The sequence below is a fragment of the Candidatus Defluviilinea gracilis genome (assembly GCA_016716235.1).
GTDB lineage: Bacteria > Chloroflexota > Anaerolineae > Anaerolineales > Villigracilaceae > Defluviilinea > Defluviilinea gracilis.
Genome location: JADJWS010000003.1, coordinates 175,809 through 202,105, shown reverse-complemented (window position 1 = coordinate 202,105; position 26,297 = coordinate 175,809). Strand labels below are relative to the sequence as shown.

The 26,297-nt window shown below is 53.6% G+C and carries 21 protein-coding genes; 9 read left to right on the top strand and 12 right to left on the bottom strand.

Annotated features, from left to right (window positions below; all coding sequences use genetic code 11):
• Nucleotides 1-31: 31 nt before the first annotated feature.
• A complete protein-coding gene (locus tag IPM31_14750; protein MBK9008240.1) occupies nucleotides 32-691 on the bottom strand; it encodes a pilus assembly protein in 660 nt (219 codons plus the stop codon).
• Between the two features lie 197 nt (nucleotides 692-888).
• Nucleotides 889-1,683, bottom strand: coding sequence for a prepilin peptidase (locus IPM31_14745; GenBank protein MBK9008239.1), 795 nt, complete (start codon nucleotides 1,681-1,683; stop codon nucleotides 889-891).
• A 146-nt stretch (nucleotides 1,684-1,829) separates the two neighbouring features.
• Between IPM31_14745 and murA the strand changes: the two genes are divergently transcribed.
• The 4 genes from murA to IPM31_14725 all read left to right on the top strand — a co-directional run bounded on the left by murA (nucleotide 1,830) and on the right by IPM31_14725 (nucleotide 6,925).
• Nucleotides 1,830-3,110: a UDP-N-acetylglucosamine 1-carboxyvinyltransferase gene (gene murA, locus IPM31_14740; GenBank protein MBK9008238.1), complete on the top strand. Its 1,281-nt coding sequence runs from the start codon at nucleotides 1,830-1,832 to the stop codon at nucleotides 3,108-3,110.
• A gap of 421 nt (nucleotides 3,111-3,531) precedes the next feature.
• A complete protein-coding gene (trxB, locus tag IPM31_14735) occupies nucleotides 3,532-4,488 on the top strand; it encodes a thioredoxin-disulfide reductase (GenBank protein MBK9008237.1) in 957 nt (318 codons plus the stop codon).
• Between the two features lie 126 nt (nucleotides 4,489-4,614).
• A complete protein-coding gene (mdh, locus tag IPM31_14730; GenBank protein ID MBK9008236.1) occupies nucleotides 4,615-5,550 on the top strand; it encodes a malate dehydrogenase in 936 nt (311 codons plus the stop codon).
• A gap of 52 nt (nucleotides 5,551-5,602) precedes the next feature.
• Complete coding sequence (locus IPM31_14725) at nucleotides 5,603-6,925, top strand: citrate (Si)-synthase (protein ID MBK9008235.1); 1,323 nt, start codon at nucleotides 5,603-5,605, stop codon at nucleotides 6,923-6,925.
• Between the two features lie 201 nt (nucleotides 6,926-7,126).
• Here IPM31_14725 and IPM31_14720 read toward each other — a convergent pair whose 3' ends face one another.
• From IPM31_14720 to IPM31_14705, 4 genes are all read right to left on the bottom strand, one after another.
• Nucleotides 7,127-7,384, bottom strand: a complete 258-nt coding sequence (locus IPM31_14720; GenBank protein MBK9008234.1) for a hypothetical protein — start codon at nucleotides 7,382-7,384, stop codon at nucleotides 7,127-7,129.
• Between the two features lie 32 nt (nucleotides 7,385-7,416).
• The gene (locus IPM31_14715) at nucleotides 7,417-9,489 is read right to left on the bottom strand and encodes a S9 family peptidase (GenBank protein ID MBK9008233.1); all 2,073 of its coding nucleotides are present in this window, start codon (nucleotides 9,487-9,489) and stop codon (nucleotides 7,417-7,419) included.
• 390 nt (nucleotides 9,490-9,879) lie between these two features.
• On the bottom strand, nucleotides 9,880-10,410 hold the full coding sequence (locus IPM31_14710; protein ID MBK9008232.1) for a hypothetical protein: 531 nt from the start codon (nucleotides 10,408-10,410) through the stop codon (nucleotides 9,880-9,882).
• A gap of 59 nt (nucleotides 10,411-10,469) precedes the next feature.
• Complete coding sequence (locus IPM31_14705) at nucleotides 10,470-12,038, bottom strand: tetratricopeptide repeat protein (protein ID MBK9008231.1); 1,569 nt, start codon at nucleotides 12,036-12,038, stop codon at nucleotides 10,470-10,472.
• Nucleotides 12,039-12,146: 108 nt separating this feature from the next.
• Between IPM31_14705 and IPM31_14700 the strand changes: the two genes are divergently transcribed.
• The 4 genes from IPM31_14700 (at nucleotide 12,147) to IPM31_14685 (ending at nucleotide 15,389) form a co-directional block, all read left to right on the top strand.
• Nucleotides 12,147-13,160 (top strand): PD40 domain-containing protein, encoded by a 1,014-nt coding sequence (locus IPM31_14700; GenBank protein ID MBK9008230.1) that lies wholly within the window; start codon nucleotides 12,147-12,149, stop codon nucleotides 13,158-13,160.
• A gap of 92 nt (nucleotides 13,161-13,252) precedes the next feature.
• Nucleotides 13,253-13,936, top strand: coding sequence for a hypothetical protein (locus tag IPM31_14695; protein ID MBK9008229.1), 684 nt, complete (start codon nucleotides 13,253-13,255; stop codon nucleotides 13,934-13,936).
• A gap of 28 nt (nucleotides 13,937-13,964) precedes the next feature.
• Nucleotides 13,965-14,645: a hypothetical protein gene (locus tag IPM31_14690; GenBank protein MBK9008228.1), complete on the top strand. Its 681-nt coding sequence runs from the start codon at nucleotides 13,965-13,967 to the stop codon at nucleotides 14,643-14,645.
• Between the two features lie 6 nt (nucleotides 14,646-14,651).
• Entirely contained in the window at nucleotides 14,652-15,389 is a 738-nt protein-coding gene (locus IPM31_14685; GenBank protein MBK9008227.1) for an NAD-dependent deacylase, read from the top strand.
• 42 nt (nucleotides 15,390-15,431) lie between these two features.
• On the opposite strand, the gene IPM31_14680 is transcribed toward IPM31_14685, so the two are convergent.
• The 6 genes from IPM31_14680 to IPM31_14655 all read right to left on the bottom strand — a co-directional run bounded on the left by IPM31_14680 (nucleotide 15,432) and on the right by IPM31_14655 (nucleotide 24,473).
• On the bottom strand, nucleotides 15,432-18,101 hold the full coding sequence (locus IPM31_14680; GenBank protein ID MBK9008226.1) for a hypothetical protein: 2,670 nt from the start codon (nucleotides 18,099-18,101) through the stop codon (nucleotides 15,432-15,434).
• Between the two features lie 220 nt (nucleotides 18,102-18,321).
• Complete coding sequence (locus IPM31_14675) at nucleotides 18,322-19,815, bottom strand: glycoside hydrolase family 13 protein (protein ID MBK9008225.1); 1,494 nt, start codon at nucleotides 19,813-19,815, stop codon at nucleotides 18,322-18,324.
• Nucleotides 19,816-19,884: 69 nt separating this feature from the next.
• On the bottom strand, nucleotides 19,885-20,985 hold the full coding sequence (gene ugpC, locus IPM31_14670) for a sn-glycerol-3-phosphate ABC transporter ATP-binding protein UgpC (GenBank protein MBK9008224.1): 1,101 nt from the start codon (nucleotides 20,983-20,985) through the stop codon (nucleotides 19,885-19,887).
• Between the two features lie 217 nt (nucleotides 20,986-21,202).
• Nucleotides 21,203-22,084: a DMT family transporter gene (locus IPM31_14665; protein MBK9008223.1), complete on the bottom strand. Its 882-nt coding sequence runs from the start codon at nucleotides 22,082-22,084 to the stop codon at nucleotides 21,203-21,205.
• A 179-nt stretch (nucleotides 22,085-22,263) separates the two neighbouring features.
• The gene (locus tag IPM31_14660; GenBank protein ID MBK9008222.1) at nucleotides 22,264-22,782 is read right to left on the bottom strand and encodes a GNAT family N-acetyltransferase; all 519 of its coding nucleotides are present in this window, start codon (nucleotides 22,780-22,782) and stop codon (nucleotides 22,264-22,266) included.
• Nucleotides 22,779-24,473: an ABC-F family ATP-binding cassette domain-containing protein gene (locus IPM31_14655; GenBank protein MBK9008221.1), complete on the bottom strand. Its 1,695-nt coding sequence runs from the start codon at nucleotides 24,471-24,473 to the stop codon at nucleotides 22,779-22,781. Before IPM31_14655 ends, IPM31_14660 begins: the two co-directional genes overlap by 4 nt.
• 425 nt (nucleotides 24,474-24,898) lie before the next feature.
• Here IPM31_14655 and IPM31_14650 point away from each other — a divergent pair, with 425 nt between their 5' ends.
• Nucleotides 24,899-26,101 (top strand): ISAs1 family transposase, encoded by a 1,203-nt coding sequence (locus tag IPM31_14650; GenBank protein ID MBK9008220.1) that lies wholly within the window; start codon nucleotides 24,899-24,901, stop codon nucleotides 26,099-26,101.
• The last annotated feature ends 196 nt before the right edge of the window (nucleotides 26,102-26,297 follow it).

Below are 26,297 nucleotides of genomic sequence, written 5' to 3'. Positions count from 1 at the left end.
AAATCTCTTGGTTAAGTGGCGCCTTGATCGATTATGGATCAGCGGCGGGGAGGGGCATGATGGTATATGCCCTTAATTTCATGGGAAACAACGCCGCAGTCCAGGGCAGATTCATGACCGCGTTGTAGGTGTAATGGACTTCCACAATGAGTAACCCGGCGTCGGGCGTGCCGCTCTCGAACAATCCTTGAACCTCTTCGCTGGTGAACAATGATTCGGTATCGCTCGCAAAGAGGCGGAACGACCCGGCAGTTGGGTAACTCACGACGCCGCTATTCGACTTCGAGTATACAGTGACGATGACCTCATCTGTTACCGGATTCAGCGGAATGATTCTTCCCACGTACGGATCATCTGCAAACGCGGGATCCAAAGTTGGATCGAGGTTGTTTAATGCCATACCGGCCGCGCCTCCGTAAAAGAGAGGGTTGTCTCCAACGACGTTCCTGTCGGTATCATAGAGAAAAGGATCGAGTTTGCTGTAGTAACGTGCGGATTCTCTCGTGGCGTCGAGCAGGGAAAGATAATAGTTCAACGCGAAACCATATTCAACCACACCGGATAAAAGAATGAACAAGACCGGCAACGCGATCGCAAATTCTGTCAGGCTTTGCGCCCTGGATTTGCGCGGCAATACGGCGAGTTCACGCTGGGAGATTCTCTTTAACAAGTTTCGAATGTGATTTTTCATTTGTCCTGCGCGTTTCTTTAAACGATAGACCACGAAAACATTATACTACCCATGCTAGGGCTTAAAGAAGAACTTACGCTCCTGTAACGATTACATCTTTGTTAGAAAAGCGCGCCAGAAAGGGCGGGTTCAGCGAACCGGGGGCGAATTCCAGTAAGTATAATTCCGGGGTTGTATAGTCCAATGCGACATTCGTACTACGGGCGAAATAACATGTAGACCGCTCCGGCGATAAGATAAGGACCGTAGGGGATGAAGGTCATCAGCGAGTTGTTTGCATATCGTCTTTGCGCCAGAAGCGCCAGCACGAGCGCCAAACTGACCACGCCGCCGATCAAGATTCCAACGACCAAGCCGTACAGGATGAAGCGCGATCCGAGCATCAGCCCGAGCACGCCGGCCAGATACACGTCCCCGCCGCCAAGCGCCTCTTCTTCATCGTCTATCAGTCCATCAGCTGCCATTTTCTTTGCGCGATACCGCGCGACGAGCGTGCCTGCTTGATACAGCAGGAACATCACAGCGAACCCGATCAAGCCTCCCAGTAAAGAAATGCCGATCGCCGAAAGCAAAGGTTTTTGAAACCCGTTGTAATAAAGAAATGTGCCGCTAAATAACCCCAACAACGCGCCAAACACGCTGGTTGGAAACAAGATCAACCGATGCTCAAGGTCGATGACCGTGATGACCGCGAAATACAAGAGCACGATCAAGCCGAGGGGCAGACCAAGCGACTTGGGCGGATTCAGCCACACGTAGAGGAAAGAAGCGATGAGGATACACTGCGTCAGCCACGTCCGCAGACTGCGAACGATCCCGCAGTTTCGGCATCGGCGCAGGGTTACATAATCAAACCATAAAATATGCGATTCGCAGTTGCGGCATACCGGTGGGCTAAGGCGTCTTGTGCGCGGCAGGGTATCCGACAAGTAATTAACGAGCAACCCGCCAAGCCAGCCCAACGCAACCGGAATCAACAAAACGACATTCATAACGCAAATTATAGTCGATGGATAAATTCAAAAAAGATACGATTTTGTTGTGTAAGTCAACTGTAATGTCTGGTTGGCGGCGCGAGGACTTCTTGTCGAAGCCGATAATCTGACTTACAATCTTTGCGAAATATTCAGGAGATACAATGGAAAAATTTTTGATCGAAGGCGGCGTTCCGTTACGCGGCGAGGTCACGCCGTCGGGAAACAAGAACGCCGCATTGCCTTTGCTTGCCGCCTGTATTTTGACCGATGAGCCGGTGATCCTGCGGAACATTCCCCGCATACAAGACGTGCTGATCATGAAGCAGTTGATCGAAAGCCTCGGCGCGCAGGTGGATGAGTTGGATGAAAAAACCTGGCGGATCAGAGCGCGGGATATTCGCCCCGATTCGCTCGACGCCGATCTCTGCCGCCGCATCCGCGCCTCCATTTTGGTTGCGGGCCCCATAGCCGCGCGAGTCGGCGCTTTGAAACTCCCCCCGCCGGGCGGAGATGTGATCGGGCGGCGCAGGCTCGATACGCACATTCTTTCGCTCCGCGCCCTCGGCGTGGATGTGAAATATGATCGCGGCTTTACCTTTCAAGCCGATGGGTTGCGCGGGGCGAGTATCTTGATGGATGAAGCCAGCGTGACCGCCACCGAGAATGCCATCATGGCGGCGGTCACGGCGAAAGGGAAAACGGTCATTCACAATGCCGCATCTGAGCCGCACGTGCAGGAGTTGTGTTCCTTTCTCAACGCGCTCGGCGCAAACATCGAAGAGATCGGCTCGAACACGCTTCACATCAACGGCGTAAAAAATCTTCATGGCGGCGAATTTACCATTGGACCCGATTATCTTGAGGTGCTGAGTTTCGTGGGCGCGGCGGCGGTGACGAAGGGTAGTATCCGTGTAAAAAATGCCGGCGTTGAAAACCTCAAAATGATCGCCCATGTCTTTGAGCGTATGGGTGTCCGCTGGCAGGTAGATGGGGATGATCTGATCGTGCCGGAGAGTCAAGAGTTGGCGATCGCTCCCGATCTGGATGGCGCGATTCCCGAAATCAAAACCAACGTGTGGCCCGCCTTTCCCACCGATTTGATCAGCATCGCCATCACAGTAGCGACTCAGGCAACCGGCTCGATCATGTTCCATGATTGGATGTTCTCCGGACGCATGTATTTCACCGACAAGCTGGTTGGCATGGGCGCGAAGATCATTTTATGCGACCCGTATCGTTGTCTCATCCAGGGACCGAATCAACTGTACGGTGAAAATCTTGAAAGCCCAGACATCCGCGCGGGCATGGCGATACTTCTCGCCGCGCTTGCCGCGAAGGGACAGTCCACGATCCGCAACATCAGCCAGATCGAACGCGGCTACGAAAATGTGGATGTCAAACTTCGCGCGCTTGGCGCGAGGATCGAGCGGATGGAAGATTGAACGGTCGGCGTATCACTCGCAAGATGTTGCAGATTAAGAGTTTAATCCACTCCGTTTTGAGTCACGGAGATTATTAACTGACGTTACGCACATTCCTGCTCCCGCAGAGTCTGTGATCCTGCGGATTACCAGAAAGAGATAAGGCATAGGGTAAAACGACGGTCACAGACCGCCGTTGAGCAAGTCTGCGTAACATCAGTATTAATTAGGTGTATTGTCCGATTAAGTTGAGATTTTTTCTCTGCGGACTCAGTGTTCTCTGTGGTAAAGATGGTTTTTACATACTTGTTTCGCCACTCCCTAACCAAATTGAAACTCAAACATTTCTCTTACGCTGTTACAATTCGGGCTGGTAACATATCTTGAAACCAAGCCGTCTGAATAGCGACGAACTATCTCAAGTGAGGAATATAGTTAGCACATGTCTTTAAACGAAAACGAAAAACACGTAAAAGTATTGGTTTTGGGCTCGGGTCCCGCTGGGTATTCTGCCGCGTTATATGCCGCGCGGGCGGAGCTAGAGCCGGTGGTGTTGACCGGCTTGCAGTTGGGCGGGCAAGCCGCGCTGACGTACACCATCGAAAATTACCCCGGCTTCCCGGATGGAGTTGGCGGAGCGCAGTTGGGTGAATTGTTCCAGAAGCAGGCGGAACATTTCGGCGCGGTGACTGAGTTTGCTTCGGCAAATTCGGTTGATTTATCCCGGCGCCCGTTCAAAGTGGAAGCGGATAGCGGGAATTATCTGGCTGATGTGTTGATCGTCGGCACAGGCGCCAGCCCGAACCATCTCAACGTTCCTGGCGAAGTGGAATTGACCGGTCGCGGCGTTTCGTATTGCGCCACGTGCGATGGCTGGTTCTTTAAAGACAAGAAAGTGGTGATCGTGGGCGGCGGCGATAGCGCGTTGGAAGAAGGCTTATTTATCACGCGCTATGCTTCGTCGGTGACGATCATTCACCGCCGCGAGGAGTTTCGCGCCAGTTCGATTTTGCAGAAACGGGCGAAGGAACACCCCAAGGTGGATTTTATTTTGAATACGATCGTCACCGAGGTGGTTGGCGCGGAGAAGATGGAATCGTTGAAGCTCAAAAACGTGATGACCGGCGAGGAAACGATCTACAAAGCCGATGGCTTGTTCATCTTCATCGGTCACACGCCGAACACCGAGATGTTCAAAGGTCAACTGGAGATGAGCGATCTCGGGTACATCAGGGTCAACGACAAAATGGAGACGAGCGTGCCGGGCGTGTTTGCCGCAGGGGAGGCGGCGGACCCGCATTTCAGGCAGGTGGTCACCTCCGCAGGGATGGGAGCGGCGGCGGCTATTCAGGCGACGCGATTCCTTGAGGCGGAGGAATCAAGCGTAATTGTGGAATGAAGCGAACGGGACTTCCGAAGGTTGGAAGTCCTGTTTTTTGTCATGCGGTGTTTGCGCGTAAATGACATGTAATAATCCGAAAATTTCGGATAAAATTCATTTCTATAAAAATTCTGGAGGAACCAAATGAATAAAGTTTCCATCATCGGCGCGGGGATGACAGGCTCGACTACCGCGCACTGGCTGGCGGAACGCGAGTTTGCCGACGTTGTGCTGGTGGATGTTGTGGAGGGGATGCCGCAAGGCAAGGGGTTGGACCTGCTCGAAGCGTTACCGATCATCGGCAAGGATGTTTCTGTTGTGGGGACGAACGATTATGGGGCAACGAAAGATTCGGATATTATCATCATTACAGCCGGCATTGCCCGCAAACCCGGCATGAGTCGCGACGATTTGTTGAAGACCAATGCGGAAATTGTGGGAAACGCCGCCACTGAAACGCTGCGATATTCGCCGAACGCAATATTCATAATCTTAACCAATCCGCTCGATACGATGGCGTATCTGGCGATGAAGAAGACCGGCTTACCGCGCGAACGTGTGATCGGTCAAGCGGGCGTGCTCGACTCGGCGCGGATGCGCGCGTTCGTCGCCTTGGAGACCGGGGTGAGCGTGGAGAATATCAATTGCTATGTGATGGGCGGTCACGGCGACGAGATGGTTCCGCTGACGCGCCACTCGAACGTGGCGGGCATTCCGCTTCGAGATTATATTCCCGCCGAACGGCTGGCTTCGATCGTTGAGCGCACGCGCAAGGGCGGCATGGAAGTGATCAACCTCTTGAAAACCGGTTCCGCGTACTACGCGCCTGCCGCGGCGTGCGCTCAAATGGCGGAGGCGATTCTCAAAGACAAGAATCTCATTGTCCCCTGCGCGGCGTATATGAACGGCGAGTATGGATTGAACGATATGTATTTCGGCGCGCCCGTGCAATTGGGGCGCGGCGGCATGGTTCGCATTGTGGAATACGCGCTGGATGCTGATGAGAAAGTTATGCTCGAGAAGTCTGCCGCGGCAGTGCGCGAAACGCACGACGCGTTGAAGAACTTAGTATCTCTATAAATTTTGAACGGGGACACGCCGGCTCTTCGTCCCCGCACCTTTTGGAGGAAACATGATTATTTACGATAAGATCGAAACGCAATTGCCGTCGTGGCGCGAGCGTATCCGCGCGCTGGCGAAGGAACATGCGGAAGTTGTGGTCGATACGGTGACCATTGGCGAGATCCTGGGCGGGATGCGCGATATTAAGGGACTGTACACGGATATTTCTTCGGTTGACCCGGCCGAGGGAATACGCCTGCGGGGGTTGACCGTCAAAGAAGCGTTGAAGGTATTGCCCAAGGGACGCGGGAATAAGATTCCGCTTGTTGGCGGGTTGTATTACTTGCTCATGGTGGGTGAAGTTCCCACAAAAGAGCAGGCTCTTGAAGTGGAAGCCGAATGGGCAAAACGCGCTCATGTGCCCGCGCATGTGTACAAAGTACTGCGCGCCATGCCCAAAGACGCCCATCCGATGACGCTCCTTTCGCAGGCTGTGCTTGCCATGCAAAACGAGTCGGTGTTCGCGAAAAAATATCACGAGATGAAAAAAGATCAATATTGGAATGCCGCCCTCGAAGATTCGCTCGACCTGACGGCGCGCCTGCCGTTGGTTGCGGCGTTCATCTATCGGCTGAAATATTTCAACGAAACGAAGATCCCGCGGTATAACCCGAAACTGGATTATGGCGCGAACTTTGCGCGTATGATGAAAGTGGGCGACAAAAAAGGCTACGCGGAATTGATGCGCATGTACTTCATCATTCATTCCGACCATGAATCGGGGAACGCCTCGGCTCACGCCATGCATCTGGCTGGCTCTACTCTTTCGGACGCGTATCTTTCTTTCTCCGCGTGCTTGAATGCGTTGGCGGGTCCATTGCATGGGTTGGCGAACCAAGAGAGCCTGGGCTGGCTGTTGGAGGTGCGCAAGAAGTTCGGGGGGGTGCCCACTCGCGACGATCTCTATAAATTTGCATGGGATACGCTCAATGCGGGTCACGTCATACCGGGGTATGGTCACGGCGTGTTGCGCGTGATCGATCCGCGTTTTACCGCCCAGTTGGAGTTTGCCGAAACGCGCTTCCCGGACTTTGATTTGCTCAAACTGGCAGAGATGGTGCTGGACGTGGTCCCTGCCGTTTTGAAAGAGCAGGGGAAGGCTAAAAGCCCCGCGCCAAATGTAGACGCGATCTCCGGCACGTTGCAATATTACTATGGCGTGCGGGAATTCGAGATTTATACCGTTCTGTTCGGCGTTGGCCGCGCGTTGGGCGTGACGTCTAACTACGTGTGGGCGCGCGCGCTGGGGCAACCCATCGAGAGACCCAAATCGCTGACGACCAAAATGCTCGAGGAACTTGCGGCGCAACAACCAGCGTCGCGCCCGTCGTAACGCAAATCAAAAGCGACGCTCCAACAGCGTCGCTTTTTGTTTGCGTATGACTTGGTGAGGCAACGTTTACGTTGCTTTTCAAAAAGTAATGACAAAGTTTTGCGCTTGTCCAAATGAATCAAGCCATCCCGTTCGAGTTTATTTGTAACGCGAAAGGCGCGAATTAGGCGGATTTTGCAAAAAATTTCGTGGCGACTTGTTTTAAATTTCCTTCTTCGTGTGCGGCTTTGCGGAGCCGAACGTTTCCAACTTGACCACGCGCGCCTTATCGCGGATCTGCCAGGGGACGATCTGCCGGGCATGTTCGCGGTTATCGGTTTCGATGATCGCCCAACCGGCATGGACACCGTCGTGGCACCCCCATTCGAAATAATGCAAATATCCCGCGGCGTTGATCTCTTTGATGATGGCGTCGCAGTCGCGCGCTTCGTGATGTGATTCGACAAGATAGCGGTCCATGAATTTCTCCGTTCTGTTGCTGAATTTCTAGATTATACGCTTGTTCGCTCGGCGGCAAGCTGGTCGATCAGGAAGGCGTACTCGAGCGCGATCTCTTTCAGGTGGTCGTATCGTCCGCTGGAGCCGGCGTGCCCCGCGCTGTAATTGGTTTTGAGCGCGAGCAGGTTGTCGTCGGTTTTGTTGGCGCGCAGGCGGGCGGCGAACTTGGCAGGCTCCCAATACGCCACCCGCGGGTCATTCAAACCGGTGGTGAGTAAAATGTTCGGGTAGGCGGTCTTGTGAACGTTATCGTACGGCGAATAGGAGATCATGCACTCGAACTCATCTTGAATTTCGGGGTTGCCCCATTCGTTCCATTCGAGCGTGGTCAATGGGATGGTCGGATCGCTCATCGACGTGACCACATCTGTGAAAGCCACTTTGGCAACCACGGCTTTGAACAAGTCCGGGCGCATGGTCAGGCTGGCGGTGACGAGCAATCCGCCCGCAGACACGCCCATGATGCCAAGTTTTTCCTTCGAGGTGTAGCCCTCTTTAATCAGATGTTCCGCGCAGGCGATGAAATCGGTAAAAGAGTTTTTCTTGTGAAAAACGCGTCCGCCTTCGTACCAGGCGCGGCCCATATCCAGCCCGCCGCGAATGTGTCCAATGGCGAACACAAACCCACGGTCCAGAAGAGAGAAGCGGCTGGGCGCAAACTCCGCATCGATGATGGCGCCGTACGCGCCGTATCCATGCAGGAGGGTTGGATTCTGCCCATCCCGCGCCAGTCCCTTTTTATACGCAATGGAAATAGGCACGCGCGCGCCGTCTGGCGCGGTGGCGTGGATGCGTTCGGAAACGTAATCTTCTTTGTTGTAGCCGCTGGGAATTTCAGCCACTTTTTTTACATCCCATGCGCCGGTGTTCATGTCGACATCGACGATCATGGCTGGCGTGATGAAGGAGGAGTAAGTGATGCGAAGCAGGTGAGAGTCGAATTCGGGATTGTTCTCAAGTTCGACGGAATACGTGGGTTCGGGGAATTGCACCAGACGGGAGTCGTTCATGTCGCTTGGGTTACAAATGCGGATCTGCCTCAGCCCGCCTGTGCGTTCGCGCAACACGATGTGATGTTGGAATGCCGACACGCCCTCCAGCAATACGTCCTCACGATGGGAGATAACGTCCACCCAGTTCTCTTTCCCTGGGCGCTCCACAGGCGCTATGCTCAGTTTGAAATTCTTCGCGCCGTCGTTGTTCACGACCAGGAATTTCCCGTTGTGGTGCGCGGCGTAATACTCAAGCCCGCTGATGCGTTCCTGCACGACGCGAAGTTCGCTTTGAGAATCGTCTGCTGAGAGGAAGCGCATCTCGCGCGTGTTGGTGCTGTGGTGATACGTCATGATGTATTTGTCGTCGCGCGTTTTATGCATCCACAAAAAATACGACTGATCGGCTTCGTGAAAAAGCAGTTCGTCGCGCGATGGGTCGGTTCCGATCTTATGGCGATACAGCGTATCGGGGCGCAGAGCCGCATCGAGGGTGATGTAATAGATCGTTTCGCTGTCGTTGCCCCATTCCACGCCGCCGAGTTCGTACACACTGCCCGACGTGTTGGGGATCGTTTCATCGAACTTCTTCCCGGTTATCAGATCGCGGATGTGGATCGTGTACGCTTCGTTCCCTTCGTAGTCCAGCGTGTACGCGAGCGTGTTGCCATCGGGGCTAACCTCCACCGCGCCGACGCTGGAGAAGTCGTGACCCTCCGCCAGCGCGTTGTGGTCGAGCAAAATTTCTTCGGGACTTTCAAGCGAGCCTTTCTTGCGACAATAGATGGGATAGGACTTGCCCTCCTCCATGCGCTGATAATAGAAGTACCCGCCTCGCTTCTCAGGGACGCTTGAATCGGCTTCTTTGAGTCTTCCCCTCATTTCGGCGAAGAGCGTTTCTTGCAAAGGTTTGGTGTGTCCCAGAACTTCATCGAGGTAATCGTTTTCGGCGCGTAAATACTCCAGGACTTCCGGGTTCTCTTTTTCACGGAGCCAATAGTACTCGTCGTTACGGGTTTTTCCGTGCTGGGTGATGAGGTGGTCTCGTTTGGGGGCAATGGGGAAGGATGGCATGAGTTTCTCTTGGGTAGGATGTGGAAAGTAGTTGGCGTTAGAAAACGGGGGGCGCCGAATCGAGAAAGTATGACTCTTCTTTGCCACAGACAACGCAGAGTTCGTTGAGAAAAAATCTCAAGGTTCTCTGCGCACTCTGCCGTCTCGCGGCACGAACGGTGTGGCTAAAAATGCTTTGTTCGGCGCTTCCAGAAAACGTCAGCCACCTGTGTTCTGTATTCTTTCGGTTAAGTTCGGCGCTTTGCGCGGGAAAAGTGGGGCAACTGAAGGTTGCCTTACTGGCGGTGTGGTAATTGTAGCCGAAGAGCGGGCGAATTACGTGGCTTCTTTCCATCGTTCTGACTGCGAAAAAAACCGCAGGCATCAGCCTGCGGTTTTTTCTGGATTCGGTTAGCACAGTTTTCGAGTGCAGTAGCACTTATTCTTATGTTTGCGTTTGTCGTAGTAGCAGTACTTTCTTCGCCGTTGACCTCTCCTGCCGCACAAACACCCAATGCTATATCCCATCAAAGGGCTTCCGTATAGGACGATTTTTAACCCTACGACCAGCTGCGCGCCCGTGGTGGATTCAAGCGAAGCCTTAGCCTGTTCATATAACTTATCGAGGTACTCGATCGGGAGCGGGTGTGCTGAGAGCGACCCGCGAGTTTGCTCTTCCCAATCGCTTTCGCTGATTTCTTCGCTTTCGTTGTCCATCGCGCAATCAAGCGATTCGAGGTACCCAAACCTCATGGCGTACGGGAAGGTCGGCGAGTCGCCGGCATCGCTCTCCGGCGCATAACCGACTTCCAATCCGCAAAGTAGAAGATAGTGATCTCCCTCAGCCAATTGACCTTTAATGCTTTCTTCCGCCTCTTGGAAGACCCGGTAATGTTGATCGATCGGCACGGGAGGGGTTGTTTTTTGGAATTGCCCATCCATGGTTTTTTCCTTTCATCGATCTGGTTGAAGCCGTACAATAGAGTCGTGAGTATGAGGTTTTATTTTTTCAGCGCCTCCTTGATGATTTCAGCTACTGTGGCTTTGGTTTCAGGCTGAGACTCGCCAAGTTCATTAAGTTCATCTATGACAGTTTCTCGAAACTCATCGTCTAGATACAGCGCGAGCGTTTCGTAGGTGTGCCGGGCATCTTCATACATGCCTTCCTCGAGTTGAAACATTCCCAACACATGATAAGGAATGGGATTATCAGGCTCTTCAGCAATTGCGCTGGCAAAGTCGGCAAGCGCGCCCGCAACATCGCCCCATTCCCTGCGAGCGATGGCGCGAAAAAAGTAGCCTTCTGCCGGTGAGAGTTCGATCGCGGCAGTCAGGTCGCTTTCTGTCGCCTCGCGTGTGGGTTGCAGGGCAGAGCGGTTGATGTAAGCGATGGCAATGAAAGGCGAATTTGGATCTAGAATTAACTGAGTGAAATCCTCGAACGCCTTGTCCGTCTCCCCATTCTCCTGATGCAGATTGCCTAGATTGAGACGCGCGGCGTAGTGTTCTTTGTTCAAATCGACGGAACGGGAATAAGCCTGAATTGACTTTTCTAAATTCGGGCTGGGGTTCTGCCCAGAGCCCAAGACTGTGCCGAGATCAAACATAAGTCCTTTCAAAAAATAGCCCTCTGCGAGATCGTTCGGTATGGATACGCCCAGATTTTCCATCTCGGCGCGGGCAAGCGCTTCTTCGATCCGTTGTTGCGCCTCTTCCACCTCGCCCGCTTCGAAAAGGATCTCGCTGAGGGTAAATTCCGTCAGGTAGCCGAGATGCCGCGTTTCCAATTCAATGAAATTGAAATCGCCGGTCTCGTCGGCGGGAAGATTGGAGACCTCGCTGTTGGCGCGATCCCAGTTGGGTAATTCAATATGAACCTTATATGCGATATTGCGACTGCCCCAAATGATCATATCCGCTTTGGTCTTGTCGGCAAGTTCCAACGCGTCCACGCGCAGTTTGATCGGATTGTTGACGCTTGAACGACAGACCCTGAACCTCTTTTCATCGAGGTTGCTGATGAGATGGTCGTGTAAATTTTCCACGATCTCGATCTTCGGCAGAGTATCCGATTGGGAAAATTCGGCAATGACCACAAATAAAGAGCCCTCTTTGCGCGAGCCGAAGCAATCTTGCAACCCAAGAAATTCATCCTGCATGTCCCTGAAAGTTCGGATGGCGTTTATGATCGAAAAAACCAGAAGCCCCACAATCAACAAGATTTCTACACGCCTGCGAAAGAGCGGATGGATGTATGAGTGAATGCTGTGAGTCCGGAGAGGGTCAACCGCGCGACTCCAAAACGGGATGGTTTTGCGCGGCTCTCCAACGACGAGAATGCCGCCTGCGGGCGCGTCGTCTTTTCGGCGGGTTATTTGGGGCAGGCGAATCCCCGCGAGGAGCGTGGCTGCGATTAGGATCGCAAGCGTGGCGGTTGTGGTGGTATATGGCGCTGGGGCAAGACCGAAAACCCAGGTGATAAAGGCGATTACGACAGGGACGTAAATACCCGTATCCTTGAGGATCTGGAGAAGAGATTTTTGGAAAGGCTGGGTCTCTGAATTACTCATGAGTCGCGCTCAGTTCCCTGATGACGATACCCTACTGTACAACTTTTCAAACGAATTTACAACTATTTTCCAAAATTTGATATGAACGGAAGCGATTAAAATTCCCTCATGTCCCGGCGACGAATCTTTTCACGGCGCGGTGGCGAATCGCGCTTCCGCCTGCCTTTTGGTTTGCTTTTGGCGCTCCTTGCGGTTGGTTTATGCTTCCTCATTCCCGTCAACCAGATCGATGTCACGACGGTCAACGTTGAAAACCCCGACCTGCCTACCGCGCTCCCCACGCGCACGCCGCTCCCGTTGCCGACCAAGCCGAACATCGGGCGGATCATCTTCACCTGCACGCGAGGCGATTTCAACCAGCTGTGCTGGGTCAACGCCGACGGGACGGGATACCAGCAACTCACAAACGTGGAGGCGCATAACTATTATCCCGTGTATTCGCCGAAGGGCGGCTCCATCGTCTACGCCTCGAACCAAAACGGCGGCGCGTTCGACCTGTTTCTCTTTATCTTCGATGGGGCAAAATTGATCCGCCTGACGGATTTCATTGGGAATGTGATTTCTCCCAGCTTTTCACCGGATGGAAAACGAATCCTCTTTGCCAACCGCGCCGGCACAGGTCCAACTTCCCTGTGGATGGTGGATAACAACGGCGAAAACGCCAGCCTGCTCTACACCGGGGCAGACACCATCGTGGCGGCAGACTGGTCGCCGGACGGGAATACTATTGCCTTTGCCATGGCGGTGAATAACCCGAACGAATATCAAATCTTTCTCATGGGGGCAGATGGCTCGAATGTCCGGCAGTTAACACGCAACCTCGCTGGAATCGGTGGTAGCCTTGATTGGTCGCCGGATGGGCGCTACCTGCTGATCTACGCGGGACCCGATGGCGACAAGGATATCTTCCGCGTCGATGTTGCGGCGCAGACCGCCACACAACTCACCGACGGAGGCAATAACGCCGCCAGTTCCTATTCGCCGGACGGTCAGTGGATCGCCTTCAACTCGTTGCGAAATAACGATCAGGCTGATATATTTATCATGCGCGCCGACGGAACCGATATGCGGCAGGTGACTGTCAACCCCGACCCCGATTGGCAACCGCAATGGGAGCCGTAGTCGACCTGTACGGTTCCTTGTCTATGTTGCTCGCAAAGATAAACGCCGAGTAGTGGACAATGCGGTTTGAAACCTGATATCAAAGGTATTTCATGAAACGATTTTTTATCATCACCGCCATCATCTCCCTCCTTGCCGGTTGCGCCTCGCTTCCCGACTCTTTGGCGTTTCTACAACCCACGCAGACGAACACCCAGGGTCCAACCCCAACCGCTTTTGGCTTGCCCGATACATTCACCCCCGATCTGTTTGCGATCAACACAGCGAAAGCGACCACAACCCCTCCCACCGGGACGCCGCGCGTGACGGAAACGCCGCGCCCCACCTTTACGCCTACGGTTCGCCCCACCATTACGCTTGAGCCGCTCGACGTCAGCCTCTTCACGCCCGGTCCGCAGTTGTTTGTATCCGCCCAAAGGTCCACGAACCAACTCGTATGGGGGTATGGATGCGACGGCGCGCGGTCGGTCAAGTTGATCACCACCGTCATGAAGAAGCGCGGACTTCGCTACGTGTTGCTCTTCGTCCGCTTGCAAGATAAATACAGCGGGCGAAAAACTCCCTGGGGCGCGGGCGCCATCATGAACGATAACGATAGGGGAACGTATTTCTACACCCTGCATATCGACCAGATCGCCGAGTATAAAGATTTTCAAGACGCCTGGCTTCAATATCAATTCGTTGCCTCAACGGTGGGGCTGACGGTGTTGAGCCGCTCGATCGTTTCGCGCGTCGATATCTCGCTCACCAGTTGCCGGGCGATGAATATGCCTTGATGACCATCGATTGCACAGAGGATTTTTCATGAAGCGATTATTCCCCATTCTGCTCGCTGCCGCATTCTTGATGAACGGTTGTGGGGGGCTGGCTCCGATTCTCGAAATGATCGCCACCCCCACGCCGATCCCGCAGGATACGCCCACGCCGCAACCCACCGTTACGTTGTTTCCAACGGTAGACCTGTTCGCCACACTGACGCCCACGCCGGTCACGTTTACCCCAACCGCCACGCCGCTTGTGCCAGATCAAACTGAAACCTCCACGCCATTTCCAACCCCCACGTTTAAAGCGCCTTCCACGGTGATTGGCGAATCGTTTTTCACGCCAGTCGATAAAGGCTTCCTCACCATCCTGCTCTCCGGCGGCGCGGTCTATTGGAATTCCGGTCCCTGCTCGCCGCGCTCCATCAAGGTCACTGCTTTCGTGTCGGATATCATCCACACCGATTATGTTTTGCTGTTCATGCGCCCGCGCGAAAAATCGGATACCATGTTGCTGGGCGATTGGAGTTCCGTCGAAATGCTGCCGGGCAAGAATGGAACCTTCATCTATGAGGTTGGCGCAAAGAACATCCGCAAATATTACTGGTTCATCCAAGCCTGGGTCGAATATCAACTGGTCGCCTACGATAAAAACGGCGTGGAACTCTTCCGCTCGCAGGTGTACGATAAGACGCTCTCCCTGATAATGTGCCGGCCGTATTGACCTCTCGTGACTTTTCCTCCTGAATTGATCTCGCTTCTTTCACGGACGGGCAAACTGGTCGCGCTGACCGGAGCCGGCGTCTCGCAAGAAAGCGGACTCCGCACCTTCCGCGATTCGCAGACGGGACTCTGGGCGCAATACAAGCCCGAAGACCTTGCCTCGCCCGAAGCCTTTGCCCGCAACCCCAAACTCGTCTGGGATTGGTACGCGTGGCGGCGTGAAGCCATCAAAGGGGTGAGACCCAATCCCGGTCATTACGCCCTCGTTGAGCTCGAATCGAAGATTCCCCAATTTACCCTCATCACTCAAAATGTAGACGGTTTGCATCGCATGGCAGGGACTCGCAACCTGTTCGAACTGCATGGCAACATCCAACGCGTGCGCTGTTCCAAATGTGGAGAGTTTGCCGAAACGTGGGATGAAGATTCAGAATCCGTTCCCCGCTGTGTTCACTGTGACGGCTTGCTCCGCCCGGATGTCGTCTGGTTCGGCGAGTCGCTTCCGCGCGACCAGCTTGAAGCGGCGGTTGAAGCGGCTCGCGCCTGCGATGTCTTCTTCTCCATTGGCACATCGGGCGTTGTCCAGCCCGCCGCGTCGTTGGCGTATGCCGTGAAGAATAATGGGGCAGTGGTGGTGGAAGTCAATATGGAACCGACGCCGCTTACCTCCAAGGTGGATTTTTTCATTCAAGGCAAATCGGGCGAGATTTTGCCCGCGCTGGTGAAGGCAGTCTTTGGCGATTAGTCGAATAGATTGGAGATAGACGGCTCTTTCATGGCTTCCTTTCTATGCATTCCAATCTCTGAAGCGCCCAGCCAGCGCGGTGATTTGTTCGCGCGCCAGCACAGCAAAGATGCCAAGCGCGAGCAAGATAAGTCCCGTCGTGCCGATGATGACGACGAGCGAGAGGTTTTTCAGCGCGCTATAAATGATCGTTAATGTCCCCAGCACAACAAAGCCGATCGGCGCAAGCACGAGACTGCGCGAGCGTATGACGATGCCGTACGCAAGAATCACAAGCGATTGCACGAACAAGACCAGGAAGAAACCAAGCAACCAGGTGGATAACATTTGAATGTAAGTAGTGCCAAGCAAGACCAGTTGCGAAGCCATGCCCATCAGGAATGCGCCCTCTTTGCTCTTTGCGCGATCGAGCAAATAGTGCATCAACATGCCTAATAACGCCGCACCGATGGTGAAATATTGGGGTTCGTCCACGTTGAGTCTGATGAGCAGGGTGTAATATGAGGTCAGATACAAACCGTTCGCGGGAAATGCCAGCCACACATTGCGGCGCGCGAATGCCTCTGCCGCGAACAGCGTTGCGGCGATGGCGATTGGAAACGCATTCTCCACGCTGCTGTATTGCGCGGGAGTCAAAAACTCGACCAGTGAATAGAATATCCCAAGCGCAAGTCCGCTGTAACTAAACACCATACCCAATGCTTTGGTTTGTTTCATGCTTCTGAGGACGGTTCCCCCGAGGTAGTACATCGCGCTCAAGAAGGTGAGAACAGGAAGTCGTACGTCGAGTTCGAAAAACGCCAACATGTAGACGACCGTTAATGCAAAAGACGAAGTTCCAAGATAGCCAATTGTAGGAGATTTGAATCGATAGGCATATGCCGTAGACAAAAGCGCATAGACGCCGAAAATGATCGCCGCATAACCGAAGTACAGCGCGCCTTCGGTGAGGAATACATACGCGACCAGCATGTTGAATCCAACTACGCCAATTCCCAGAGCGACGGGGGGCCAGTTCCAGACGCGCTTGATGCTAAGCGGACCTGTGAAGAATAACTCGGGCAGGAGCAATAGCATACTCGCCAGTAATAACCGATAGCCAATGTATATCTCCATTGTTTTTATGGGAGGCAATGCAAAGAACGAGAGGAATGCGCCAAGCCCGGCGAGCAGGGCGGCTGTCCACACATACCAGCGCGGTTGGCTTGCGTGGACCAAGGCATACACAATGCCTGTGGCAAGGAATGCGGCGAACGCATACGTGACCCCTTCCGCCAAGCCCCAGAGAATCGCTACCGAAAACAGCGGCAGGGACAAAGCGAGCAGAGGGTATTGATATTTCTGAGCTAGATCGTCTTTCAAGCGGCCTGCAATAGCGCTGCTGAAGGCCATAAGCGCGCCCCACGTGCCGAAGCCGGCGATCATTGCGGGCGCGGGCGCGTCAAACATGGAGAGGAACAGGAAGGGGATGAGGAAAAGAGAAGCGACAGCCGCCCAAGGGAAAAGCACGAACGGAATGATCAGATCGCTCGCGGCGAAGTACAATACGACAACGAGGCACGTCAGGATATTTGCGATCCAAATATCGGCTGTGATGCTTGACTTGAAGAGATTCACAATGATCGCTATTCCAGAAGCGATTAGAGTCATTCCTTGCGCTGCTTGGGTAGAGATGAACAATGGCAGGGCAAAAGTAGTACCCTTCCACCTCTTGAGGCTGTACACACCGAGCAAGCCGATGAATGCGGAGATTCCCGCCGTGGCTATTATCCAGTCTAGAGATCCTGCGAACGCGGTCACGAGACGAATCCCACCGAGTGTGAGTCCTGCGAACGATGTCATGCTGAATATGCGCGATTGATAGAACCATGTGTCGAACGCCCAAATGACCGCCATCATGATGAAGACAGCAGACCAATATAAACCGTTGAACCTTGTGGGCATGCTTAGGAGATCGGCGATCACGCCCGCATCGATGAGGAGCAGGAAGGAAAAGATTACGGCAAACGCAAAACTGGGTTGAGGCAATCGCTTTTTGAACCCCACTGCGCCTGCGGCAAAAATAATCGTGGCGATCAGCAAAACGGGTAACCGCGCGGATTCAACAAGCGCGGCTAAGATCGCCGCCGCCGCGATCACAAAGAACGCGCCGAGATACAAATAGATCCGCGCGCTTGTCTCGCTCAATAGAACCTGCGTCAATGACATGCTTGGCATTGACGCGGGCAGAGGTTGGACGGTCGGTTTTGGCGTTTCAGGGTGAAGCGCCGGTGGAGCCGAAGGTTCGGATGGTTCGACTTTCGATATTGGCTCGGCGATCGTTTTGGCAGGCGCGGGTTGCTTGATCGCGATACTCGTGTGGATGTCGGGATTATATCGTCGTCGAATCTCCTCGGCGCGATGAGTTTCGATCAATCCATCCTCTTCCCACTTGGCAACTTCGCGCAAGATCAGCGTCCTGTCTTCGTTGGGGATGGCGGCGCGTAGAGACAAGACCCGTTGACTGGTTTGAAGTCCGAGCGCGATCAATGCGTATTTTTGAACTGCGCCTTGAGCCTTAACTGCCAATTCTTCCAGCCGCTTCACAATGGCAGGGCTGGAGTAATTCACGTGCTCCAACATATGCATGGCGTCTAACTGTTTTGTTGTATCGTCGCTGTTGAGATCCCCTAGAATCTTGTCCAAGACTTCCTGCGCTTCATTGTTCGACATAGCAGTTTCCTTTTCCTGCATAATCAAACCCTTGTAAGTGATGATGGTTATGATGGTTTTCGCGCAGTGCGCTGGAGCCGAACGTCCAAGATCGCCTTCAAAACTGCCAAAAACTATCAGGCTTTACAACTCGCCTGACGCAGTGTATCTCTCTTGAAGAACACCGAGGATGATGTGAGAGGGGCGAAGAACCTCCATCACGGCGCATGCGATCTTTGATTCACTTCAACACCACGCCGCTTCTGGCAGGGATGGTGAATTTCAGCCGTTCTTCAATAATAATGTCGTGGGCGATTCCATGCACTGCATGAAGATTCTTCTTTGTGGAAGGATGCGTTTCATGCGTGACGTGAATTTGCTGAGGCGATTCGGATACATTTAACGCCACGATGAAAGTTTTCCCCTCGAACGAACGCGAGTAAGCATACACGCCGTTCGCCGACCAGAGCCGCTTCATGTCGCCGCGCCTGAAGGCGGGATTCTTCGTCCGCAGCGCGATGATCTCCTTAAAGTAGCCCAACAAGTCCTTGTCCCATTTGTGTTCATCCCATGAGAATGACTTTCGGCAAAAGGGATCGTGCTCGCCGTCCAGGCCGATCTCGTCGCCGTAGTAGATGCACGGCGCGCCGGTGATGGTCATCATGAACAGCCACGCGAGTTTGAGCGAGTCTTTGTCGCCGCTTGCAAACGATAAAAAGCGCGGCATGTCGTGACTGTCGAGCAGGTTCAGTTGCGAGCGCGTAATCTCGGGTTTATACAAGCCCATCATGTGGTCAATTCGGTCTGCGAACTCGTGTGCGTCAATGGCGCCCTGAATGTTTTTAAAATTCGACTGCTGGTGCGCCACGCGCAAATCGAGATGCTTGGCGGGGAAAAATGCCGCACACGCGTTCGTTGCGACGTAATTCATCACCGCGTCGAACTGATCGCCCTGTAGCCAACGTTGCGACTCGTGCCAAATCTCGCCGACGATGTACGCCTCGGGGTTTGCGCTCCGCACGCGGCGGCGGAATTCCTGCCAGAACGAATCGTCGTCAATTTCGGCTGGCACATCCAGCCGCCAGCCGTCCGCGCCGAATCGAATCCAATGTTCGGCAACATCAAAAAGAAACTCACGCACATCGGGATTGTTCGTGTTGAGCTTTGGAAGCGCGGGCAAGTTCCACCACGCGCGGTAACCGATGGCGGTGAGACTGTCTTCATGATGCAAAAGTTTCTGCTCATGCGGGCTTGGGTACGCGCCCCAATGTTTTTTCCCTTGCAGGCGTTCTTCATCGAAGAAGAACCAATCCTTGTAGGGCGAGCCTGCTCCGTTCTCGAGCACATGATGAAATTGCCAAAAGCCGCGCGAGGCGTGATTAAACACCCCGTCGAGAATGACGCGGATGTTCTTCTTGTGCGCCGCATCCAGCAGAACGCGCAGGGCGTCATTGCCGCCGAGGAGCGGATCCACGTTGTAGTAGTCGAATGTATGGTAGCGATGATTCGACGCGGATGAAAATATCGGGTTGAGGTAGAGCGCGTTGATTCCCAAGTCCACGAGATAATCGAGTCGTTCCGCAACGCCGTAGAGGTCGCCGCCTTTGAAGCCGTGCGGGGTGGGAGCGGAATCCCACTCTTCAAATCCGATGTCGGGCATGCGCCTGCCGCGCGCGAATCGGTCGGGAAAAATCTGATAAAAGATCGCGTCTTGCACCCATTCTGGTGTGGTCATTCAACCTCGAAAAGCAGATTAGCGCGGTGTCGCCGCGCTAATCGTGATCTGAAAATCTTGCGTGAGAATTTATCGTATTGCCTGCTCGCTTGCCGCATCGAAAATGTGGAAGTTATCCATGTCGAACGCGACTTGCGCCTGTTGACCCACGCGCAATTTCGAGCGTGGATCGACGCGCGCGACGAACGTGTTCTGTCCGCTCATCAGGTAAAGGAAGATCTCGTTACCCATTAACTCGGTTACGTCCACTTTTACATTGACCTTTTCCGAGTCGATATTCGCGGGGACGAAGTCGGCGTCGTGAATGTTCTCAGGGCGGATGCCAAAGACCACCTCTTTGCCCGCGTGGTTTTCGAATGCCTTTGCCTTGGAGGAGGGAATCGCCACAGAGAAATCGCCGGTATCCACCAGTAATGTATCTCCATCTTTGCGCAACTTGCCGCGGAAGAAGTTCATGGCAGGCGAGCCGATGAAGCCAGCCACGAACAAGTTGTTCGGGCGGTCGTACAGATTCTGCGGCGTGTCGAGTTGTTGCAACACGCCTTTGTTGATCACTGCAATACGCGTCGCCATCGTCATGGCTTCGGTTTGATCGTGAGTCACATAAATGAAGGTGGTCTGCAACCGCTGGTGCAGTTTGCTGATCTCAGAGCGCATCTGCACGCGCAATTTCGCGTCGAGGTTCGAGAGCGGCTCATCGAACAGAAAAACTTTCGGTTCGCGCACGATGGCGCGCCCCACCGCCACGCGCTGGCGCTGTCCGCCTGAAAGCTGACGCGGCTTCCGGTCGAGATAATCCGTGATGCCTAAAATCTCAGCCGCTTCGCTCACGCGGCGCTTGATCTCCTCTTTCGGCGTTTTGCGCAGTTTCAAACCGAACGCCATGTTATCGTACACCGAGAGATGCGGGTACAACGCATAGGACTGAAAGACCATGGCAATATCGCGGTCTTTCGGCGCCACATCGTTCACCACGCGGTCGCCAATGCGGATCTCGCCGCTGGAAATTTCCTCCAAGCCAGCCAACGAGCGCAGGGCGGTGGTCTTGCCGCATCCCGAGGGACCTACCAACACAAGGAATTCCTTGTCTTCGATGTGAATATTCAGGTCATTCACAGCGGTTACATCACCATACTTTTTGAACACGTGATCGAACGTTACGCTTGCCATGGGTCTTTCCTCCGTTTCGTGGGAATATAGTGACCGGATTATACACCCGCATTTTTTATTGTTGGAAGGAAGTTCTTCCCGATTTTCACGTGGATAAATACCCGCTTCGCCCCAACGGGTGAGCCTGATTCTGCTCTTCGAGTTTGTCCACCCTTCACGCGTGGCGCGGGAGGCTATCGGCAGTAAGGTGACGGTCACTTGCGAAGTGACCGTCACCTCAACGGTTTACCAACCACACGCCAAACAAAATAATTCCACCGCCGACCAACGATGCAAGCGTGATCGCTTCATTGAGAATGAAGAACGCGACGACCATCGCGATCAACGGTTCGATATACAAAAATACACCGGTGCTTGCAGTGGTTAATGCTTGCAAGGCGTCGTACCATGCGATGTACGCCAGCCCCGAACAAAAGATTCCGAGAAAAGTAATTCCGAGCCAGCCGTTGAAAGTCAACTCAGGGACTTCTACAATCAATCCATTCCCAACAAATAGCGCGGAGGCGAACAGCCAGCCGAACAGCATCATATAGAAAACGAACAGACTTGCCGAGGTGGTTTTCAGTCCGCGCCGCGAGAGGACCGACACGACCGCCCAGTTGACCGCGCTGACGAGGATGAGGATGTCGCCCGGCGCGCCAAATTTCCCAATCGAGATCGAAGCGAGGTTTCCATCCGAAACGACAAGCAGAACGCCGAAGAATGCCAACGCAATGCCGAAAATCTTGACGAGCGATAATCCCTCTTTGAGGATCAGCCAACCGAGAATCGCCATGAAGACCGGAGTCGTCGCCACGATCCACGCGGTGGTGCCAGCCTCGGAAGTTTGCAAGCCGTTCGATTGAAGCCATTGATGAAACGTGATGCCCAAAAAGCCGAGTAGCGCGAAATACCCCCACTCGTTTTTCTTCGGCAGGGAAAATTCTTTTCGCAGGGCAACCGCCGCGCCAAGAACGAGCAGACCCATCCCAAAGCGGAGCCACACAATGGTGATCGGCGAGACATCCTTCAGCGCGACTTTGGTGGCAATGAACGACGCGCCCCAAACCACCGCGGCGAAGGTCGCTTCGAAGTACGGGAGCAAATTCGATTTTGTCATAGCGATTATTGGTTTTGCCAATTCCTTTAATAACTACCCGATACTTTCCTTTTTTGGACGCTGACCGCGAAGCGCGCTGAAAACGCTGATAAAAACTTTTTTCGCCCGTTTTTGAAAAATCCGCGTTTATCAGCGTTTTTCTGCGTCCCATTTTTTAAACTGTCAGGTAGGTAGTTCCTTTACTCTTGCCTCAATTGGCGAGCATACAATTTTAATTCGATATCGTCCGCAGACAGCCTGATCATTTTTTCATGCGCAAAGCCGATTCGCTCGAGCACGCGGATCGAGCCTGAGTTCTTCGGGTCTACAATGGCGACAATGCGTGTCAGCCCGAGCGTCTCTTGGGCAAACTCCACCACTCGTTGCGCCGCATCCACGGCAAAGCCGCGCGACCAGAATTGCGGCAGGAACGCGTACCCGATGTCCACATCCTCCAGCGCCTCGCGTTTAATCAACCCACACATGCCCATTCTTTCGCCGGTCTCTTTCAAAACGACCGCCAGCAAACCGAATCCGTTTGTGGCGTAACTTGCGATTGGTCCGCGTTCCAGATATCCTTCCGCGTCGGCAACACTTCGAACGCCGCGATCCCCGATGTTCTGGATGAATGACGGTTCGTTCAGCAGTTTGAGGATGAATTCGGCATCTGTCACAGCAAACTCTCTCAGGATCAATCTTTCGGTTTCCAGCATCGTCATAGCGTCTTTTCCTTTTTTCTTTCGATGGCTTCCGTGTAGTCGCTGTAACCACCGGTATATTCAGCGATGCGTGAATCTTTCAACTCGAAGATGCGGTTGACGGTTCGATCCAGAAAATAACGGTCATGCGAAATGACGAGGACGGTCCCGTTGAAATCGTTGAGCGCGTTCTCCAACACTTCAGCGGAGGCGATATCGAGATTGTTCGTCGGTTCATCCAGCAACAGGAAGTTGGCTCCCGATAGGACGAGTAACGCCAGCTGAAGCCGACTCCGCTCGCCGCCCGAGAGCGAGCCGACCTTTTGAGTCGCTTGACGATAGGTGAACAGGTAGCGGGTCAGGAAAGAAACGGCGCGTCCCTCGCTCATGTTGCCGCCGAGTCGCACCGCGTCCAGTACGGATTGATCGAAGTCCAGCGTCTCGTGTTCCTGCGCGTAATATCCGACCTTCACGCTGGGCCCGATCTTGATCTCGCCGCTTGTGGGATTCTCTTTTCCGAGGATCAATCGCAGTAACACAGACTTCCCCGCGCCGTTCGCGCCGATCAGCCCCACGCGCTCGCCATGCCGAATGAGGAAGTTGATGTTATCAATCACGCGACTCCCTCTCCCTGTGGGAGAGGGCAGGGGTGAGGGTAGAGTCGCAAGGTGTGGAAAATGTTTACTTACCCCCACAAACTCCAACACCTGATTCGACCCGCGCCAACCATTGAGTTCCAGATCCATTTTGCGGCGTTCGGTCACGGGCTTTTCGATCTTGTCCATCTTGTCGAGCCGCTTCTGCATGGATCGCGCTTTGATTGCCATCTTTTCGTTGTCGTAGACTTTTGCCCACATCGCAAAGCGTTTGATGGCAATTTCCAACCGCCCGATCTCGCGTTGCTGGACTCGAAACAACTCCTCCTGCCGCGCAAGCCGTTCTTCTTTGTCTATGATGTATTCGGTGTAGTTTCCTGCAAAGGTTGTGATCTTTCCGTCTTCGATCTCGGCGATGTGACTCGCCACCGCGTCGAGGATATAGCGGTCATGTGAAATGATGACTACCGCGCCGTCATAGGCATTGATTAGTTTTTCGAGAAACGTTTTGCCCGGCATGTCGAGGTGATTGTCAGGCTCATCGAGGAACAATACAGACGGTTTCGCCAGCAATAGCCGCGCCAGCCCGATCAACTTTTTCTGTCCACCGCTCAACACATGGACGGGCTTCTCGAAATCCGATTCGGGCAAACCAAGTCCGCGCAACATTTCGCGGACGCGAGATTCGTAATTCGCGCCGCCAAGCGACTCGAACTCTTCCAGCAGTTTGTGTTGTTCATCCAACACACGCGCCAATTTTTTCGAGTCGCCATACACTTCTGGCTCGCCCAATTTCGATTCGACTCGCTGCAACTCCGCTTCCACCTCCGCCACGCGCGGATTTCCCTCCAGCGCGAGCGAGATCGCCGTTCGATTCGGTTCGAATTCGGGATGCTGAGGCAGGTAGCCAACGGTCACGCCTTTCGCGCGAATGACCGTCCCGCCTTTTTCGGGCGCGTGCTCGCCGACGATCATTTTCAATAGTGATGACTTCCCCGCGCCGTTCGGTCCGATCAACCCGATCTTCTGGTCGTGTTGAATCTCCCAACCCAAGTCGCGGAAGATGGCGTGAGAGCCGAGGATGAGGGTGGTATTTGAAATTGTGATCGAGATCATGTGTGCTCCAATAATACTTGTTTACTTCGGTGGTCGAGTGGGCGAAGCCCGTATCGAGACCACCACGCCGTAAAATATTTCTTATTACAAAAGTTTGTATACGAACCTGTGGTTTCGGTACGCCCTCCGCTTTCGCTTCGGGCTACTCAACCACCGGGCTTGGATTAAACAAAAACGCCGTGACGCTTGGCGCCACGGCGTAATCAAACGAAGGAAATCCGTTCAGGCAACAGGCGCGATTCGAGGAGGCGGGGTCGTCTCAAATCCGCGCATACCGATGCAGAGGAAAGTATTGCCCAACTTTTCGTATCGCATGGCGCGGATTATTATGGCTTTACCAAAGTAGGTTGACAAAGAGCAAAAAGTAGATCCTTCTCGGTACAATTGCGAGTAGAGACAAGCAAAAAGACCGAGGAGGATCTAAAATGGAGTATAGCACAGGCAAAGTTGAACGAGAGTTCAGTGCGGAGGGCTTTGAGTATGAACGCGGGAGTGTGTATGAACGGTTCTGTCAGTTAACGGATGTTCGGAAGGCCAAGGGGAAGCGTTACCGTCTGGAAACTGTGCTGATGATCATTGTGCTGGCAAAGTTGTGTGGCAGTGATCGACCGATGGAAATTGCGGATTGGGCCAGCAACCATCAGGAGCAGCTTGTGAAGTTATTGCGTCTGGAGCGACCCAGCCTGCCGCATTACAATACGTATCGTCGGATCATGGCACACGTGGTCTATCAGGAAGAGATCGAGAGGTTGGTGGGGGAATACAACCAGGGTGGTGCGCACGGGGAAGTGTATGCGCTGGATGGGAAGGCGGTGCGCGGCATGCGCAAGAAGGATGAAGAGGCGGGAGAATATTTGTTGAGTGTCTATGATGTGGAACAGGCAAAAGTACTGTCGCAGGTGGAAGTGGGTCGCAAAGAAAATGAAATCACGAAAGCCTCCAAAGCCCTACACCCTGTGGAAATCTCACACAAAGTGGTCACCGCAGATGCGATTCACACTCAAAGAGCCCTAGCCACTCAGATTGTGAGCCAAGGCGGCGACTATGTTCTGCCAGTCAAGGAAAATCAATTGCACTTATACCAACACATTCAGCAACTCTTTGCCCCTGAATATCCGAAGCCTGGTTTTGGGAAAATCCAGACCGATTTCCTCACGGCTCAAAAAGTCAACAAAGGGCATGGCCGCCTTGAAACTCGCACGATGACCACCAGTGAAATGCTCAACCCCTATTCGACTTGGCCGGGTCTGGCGCAAGTCTACCGTTTGGAACGTCAATTCCAATGGTGGCGTTCTGGACGCTGCTACCGTACTTCCCATGAAATCGAATTCGGCATTACCAGTTTGACCCGTACCCAAGCCACTCCCGCCCGCCTCTTGCATATTCGCCGCGCCCATTGGGGCATTGAGACCGGGTTGCATTATCGCAGAGATGTCACTTTCAAAGAAGATGCTACTCGCATGACTGTCGGCAATACTGGAAAAGTCATGGCCTCCCTCAACAATCTTGTTTTGGCTCTCATTCGACAGGCTAAATTTCATAATGCCGCTCACGCCCGTCGCTGGTTTGCCGCGCACATCTCACAAGCCTTTGCCCTACTCACCACACCTTTTTCTCTACTTTGGTAAAGCCATACGCGGATTATAACATTCCCTGCTCAAATTACGAACATTCTGATACAATACCGCCCGCACGTCCTGAAATTCGGAAGGCTCGCGAAAGCCCCCGCTCGTCACAGGCTGGGGCTTTTTTGTCGCAAAGTGCGCAAGTAAACACGGAAACAGGTAAACACGAAATACGCAATACGCAATACGCAGTACGAAG

Bases quoted from the DNA above. Each gene is read 5' to 3' on its own strand.
- IPM31_14750 (MBK9008240.1), bottom strand. From the start codon at position 691: ATGAAAAATCACATTCGAAACTTGTTAAAGAGAATCTCCCAGCGTGAA.
- IPM31_14745 (MBK9008239.1), bottom strand. From the start codon at position 1,683: ATGAATGTCGTTTTGTTGATTCCGGTTGCGTTGGGCTGGCTTGGCGGG.
- murA (MBK9008238.1), top strand. From the start codon at position 1,830: ATGGAAAAATTTTTGATCGAAGGCGGCGTTCCGTTACGCGGCGAGGTC.
- trxB (MBK9008237.1), top strand. From the start codon at position 3,532: ATGTCTTTAAACGAAAACGAAAAACACGTAAAAGTATTGGTTTTGGGC.
- mdh (MBK9008236.1), top strand. From the start codon at position 4,615: ATGAATAAAGTTTCCATCATCGGCGCGGGGATGACAGGCTCGACTACC.
- IPM31_14725 (MBK9008235.1), top strand. From the start codon at position 5,603: ATGATTATTTACGATAAGATCGAAACGCAATTGCCGTCGTGGCGCGAG.
- IPM31_14720 (MBK9008234.1), bottom strand. From the start codon at position 7,384: ATGGACCGCTATCTTGTCGAATCACATCACGAAGCGCGCGACTGCGAC.
- IPM31_14715 (MBK9008233.1), bottom strand. From the start codon at position 9,489: ATGCCATCCTTCCCCATTGCCCCCAAACGAGACCACCTCATCACCCAG.
- IPM31_14710 (MBK9008232.1), bottom strand. From the start codon at position 10,410: ATGGATGGGCAATTCCAAAAAACAACCCCTCCCGTGCCGATCGATCAA.
- IPM31_14705 (MBK9008231.1), bottom strand. From the start codon at position 12,038: ATGAGTAATTCAGAGACCCAGCCTTTCCAAAAATCTCTTCTCCAGATC.
- IPM31_14700 (MBK9008230.1), top strand. From the start codon at position 12,147: ATGTCCCGGCGACGAATCTTTTCACGGCGCGGTGGCGAATCGCGCTTC.
- IPM31_14695 (MBK9008229.1), top strand. From the start codon at position 13,253: ATGAAACGATTTTTTATCATCACCGCCATCATCTCCCTCCTTGCCGGT.
- IPM31_14690 (MBK9008228.1), top strand. From the start codon at position 13,965: ATGAAGCGATTATTCCCCATTCTGCTCGCTGCCGCATTCTTGATGAAC.
- IPM31_14680 (MBK9008226.1), bottom strand. From the start codon at position 18,101: ATGTCGAACAATGAAGCGCAGGAAGTCTTGGACAAGATTCTAGGGGAT.
- IPM31_14675 (MBK9008225.1), bottom strand. From the start codon at position 19,815: ATGACCACACCAGAATGGGTGCAAGACGCGATCTTTTATCAGATTTTT.
- ugpC (MBK9008224.1), bottom strand. From the start codon at position 20,985: ATGGCAAGCGTAACGTTCGATCACGTGTTCAAAAAGTATGGTGATGTA.
- IPM31_14665 (MBK9008223.1), bottom strand. From the start codon at position 22,084: ATGACAAAATCGAATTTGCTCCCGTACTTCGAAGCGACCTTCGCCGCG.
- IPM31_14660 (MBK9008222.1), bottom strand. From the start codon at position 22,782: ATGACGATGCTGGAAACCGAAAGATTGATCCTGAGAGAGTTTGCTGTG.
- IPM31_14655 (MBK9008221.1), bottom strand. From the start codon at position 24,473: ATGATCTCGATCACAATTTCAAATACCACCCTCATCCTCGGCTCTCAC.
- IPM31_14650 (MBK9008220.1), top strand. From the start codon at position 24,899: ATGGAGTATAGCACAGGCAAAGTTGAACGAGAGTTCAGTGCGGAGGGC.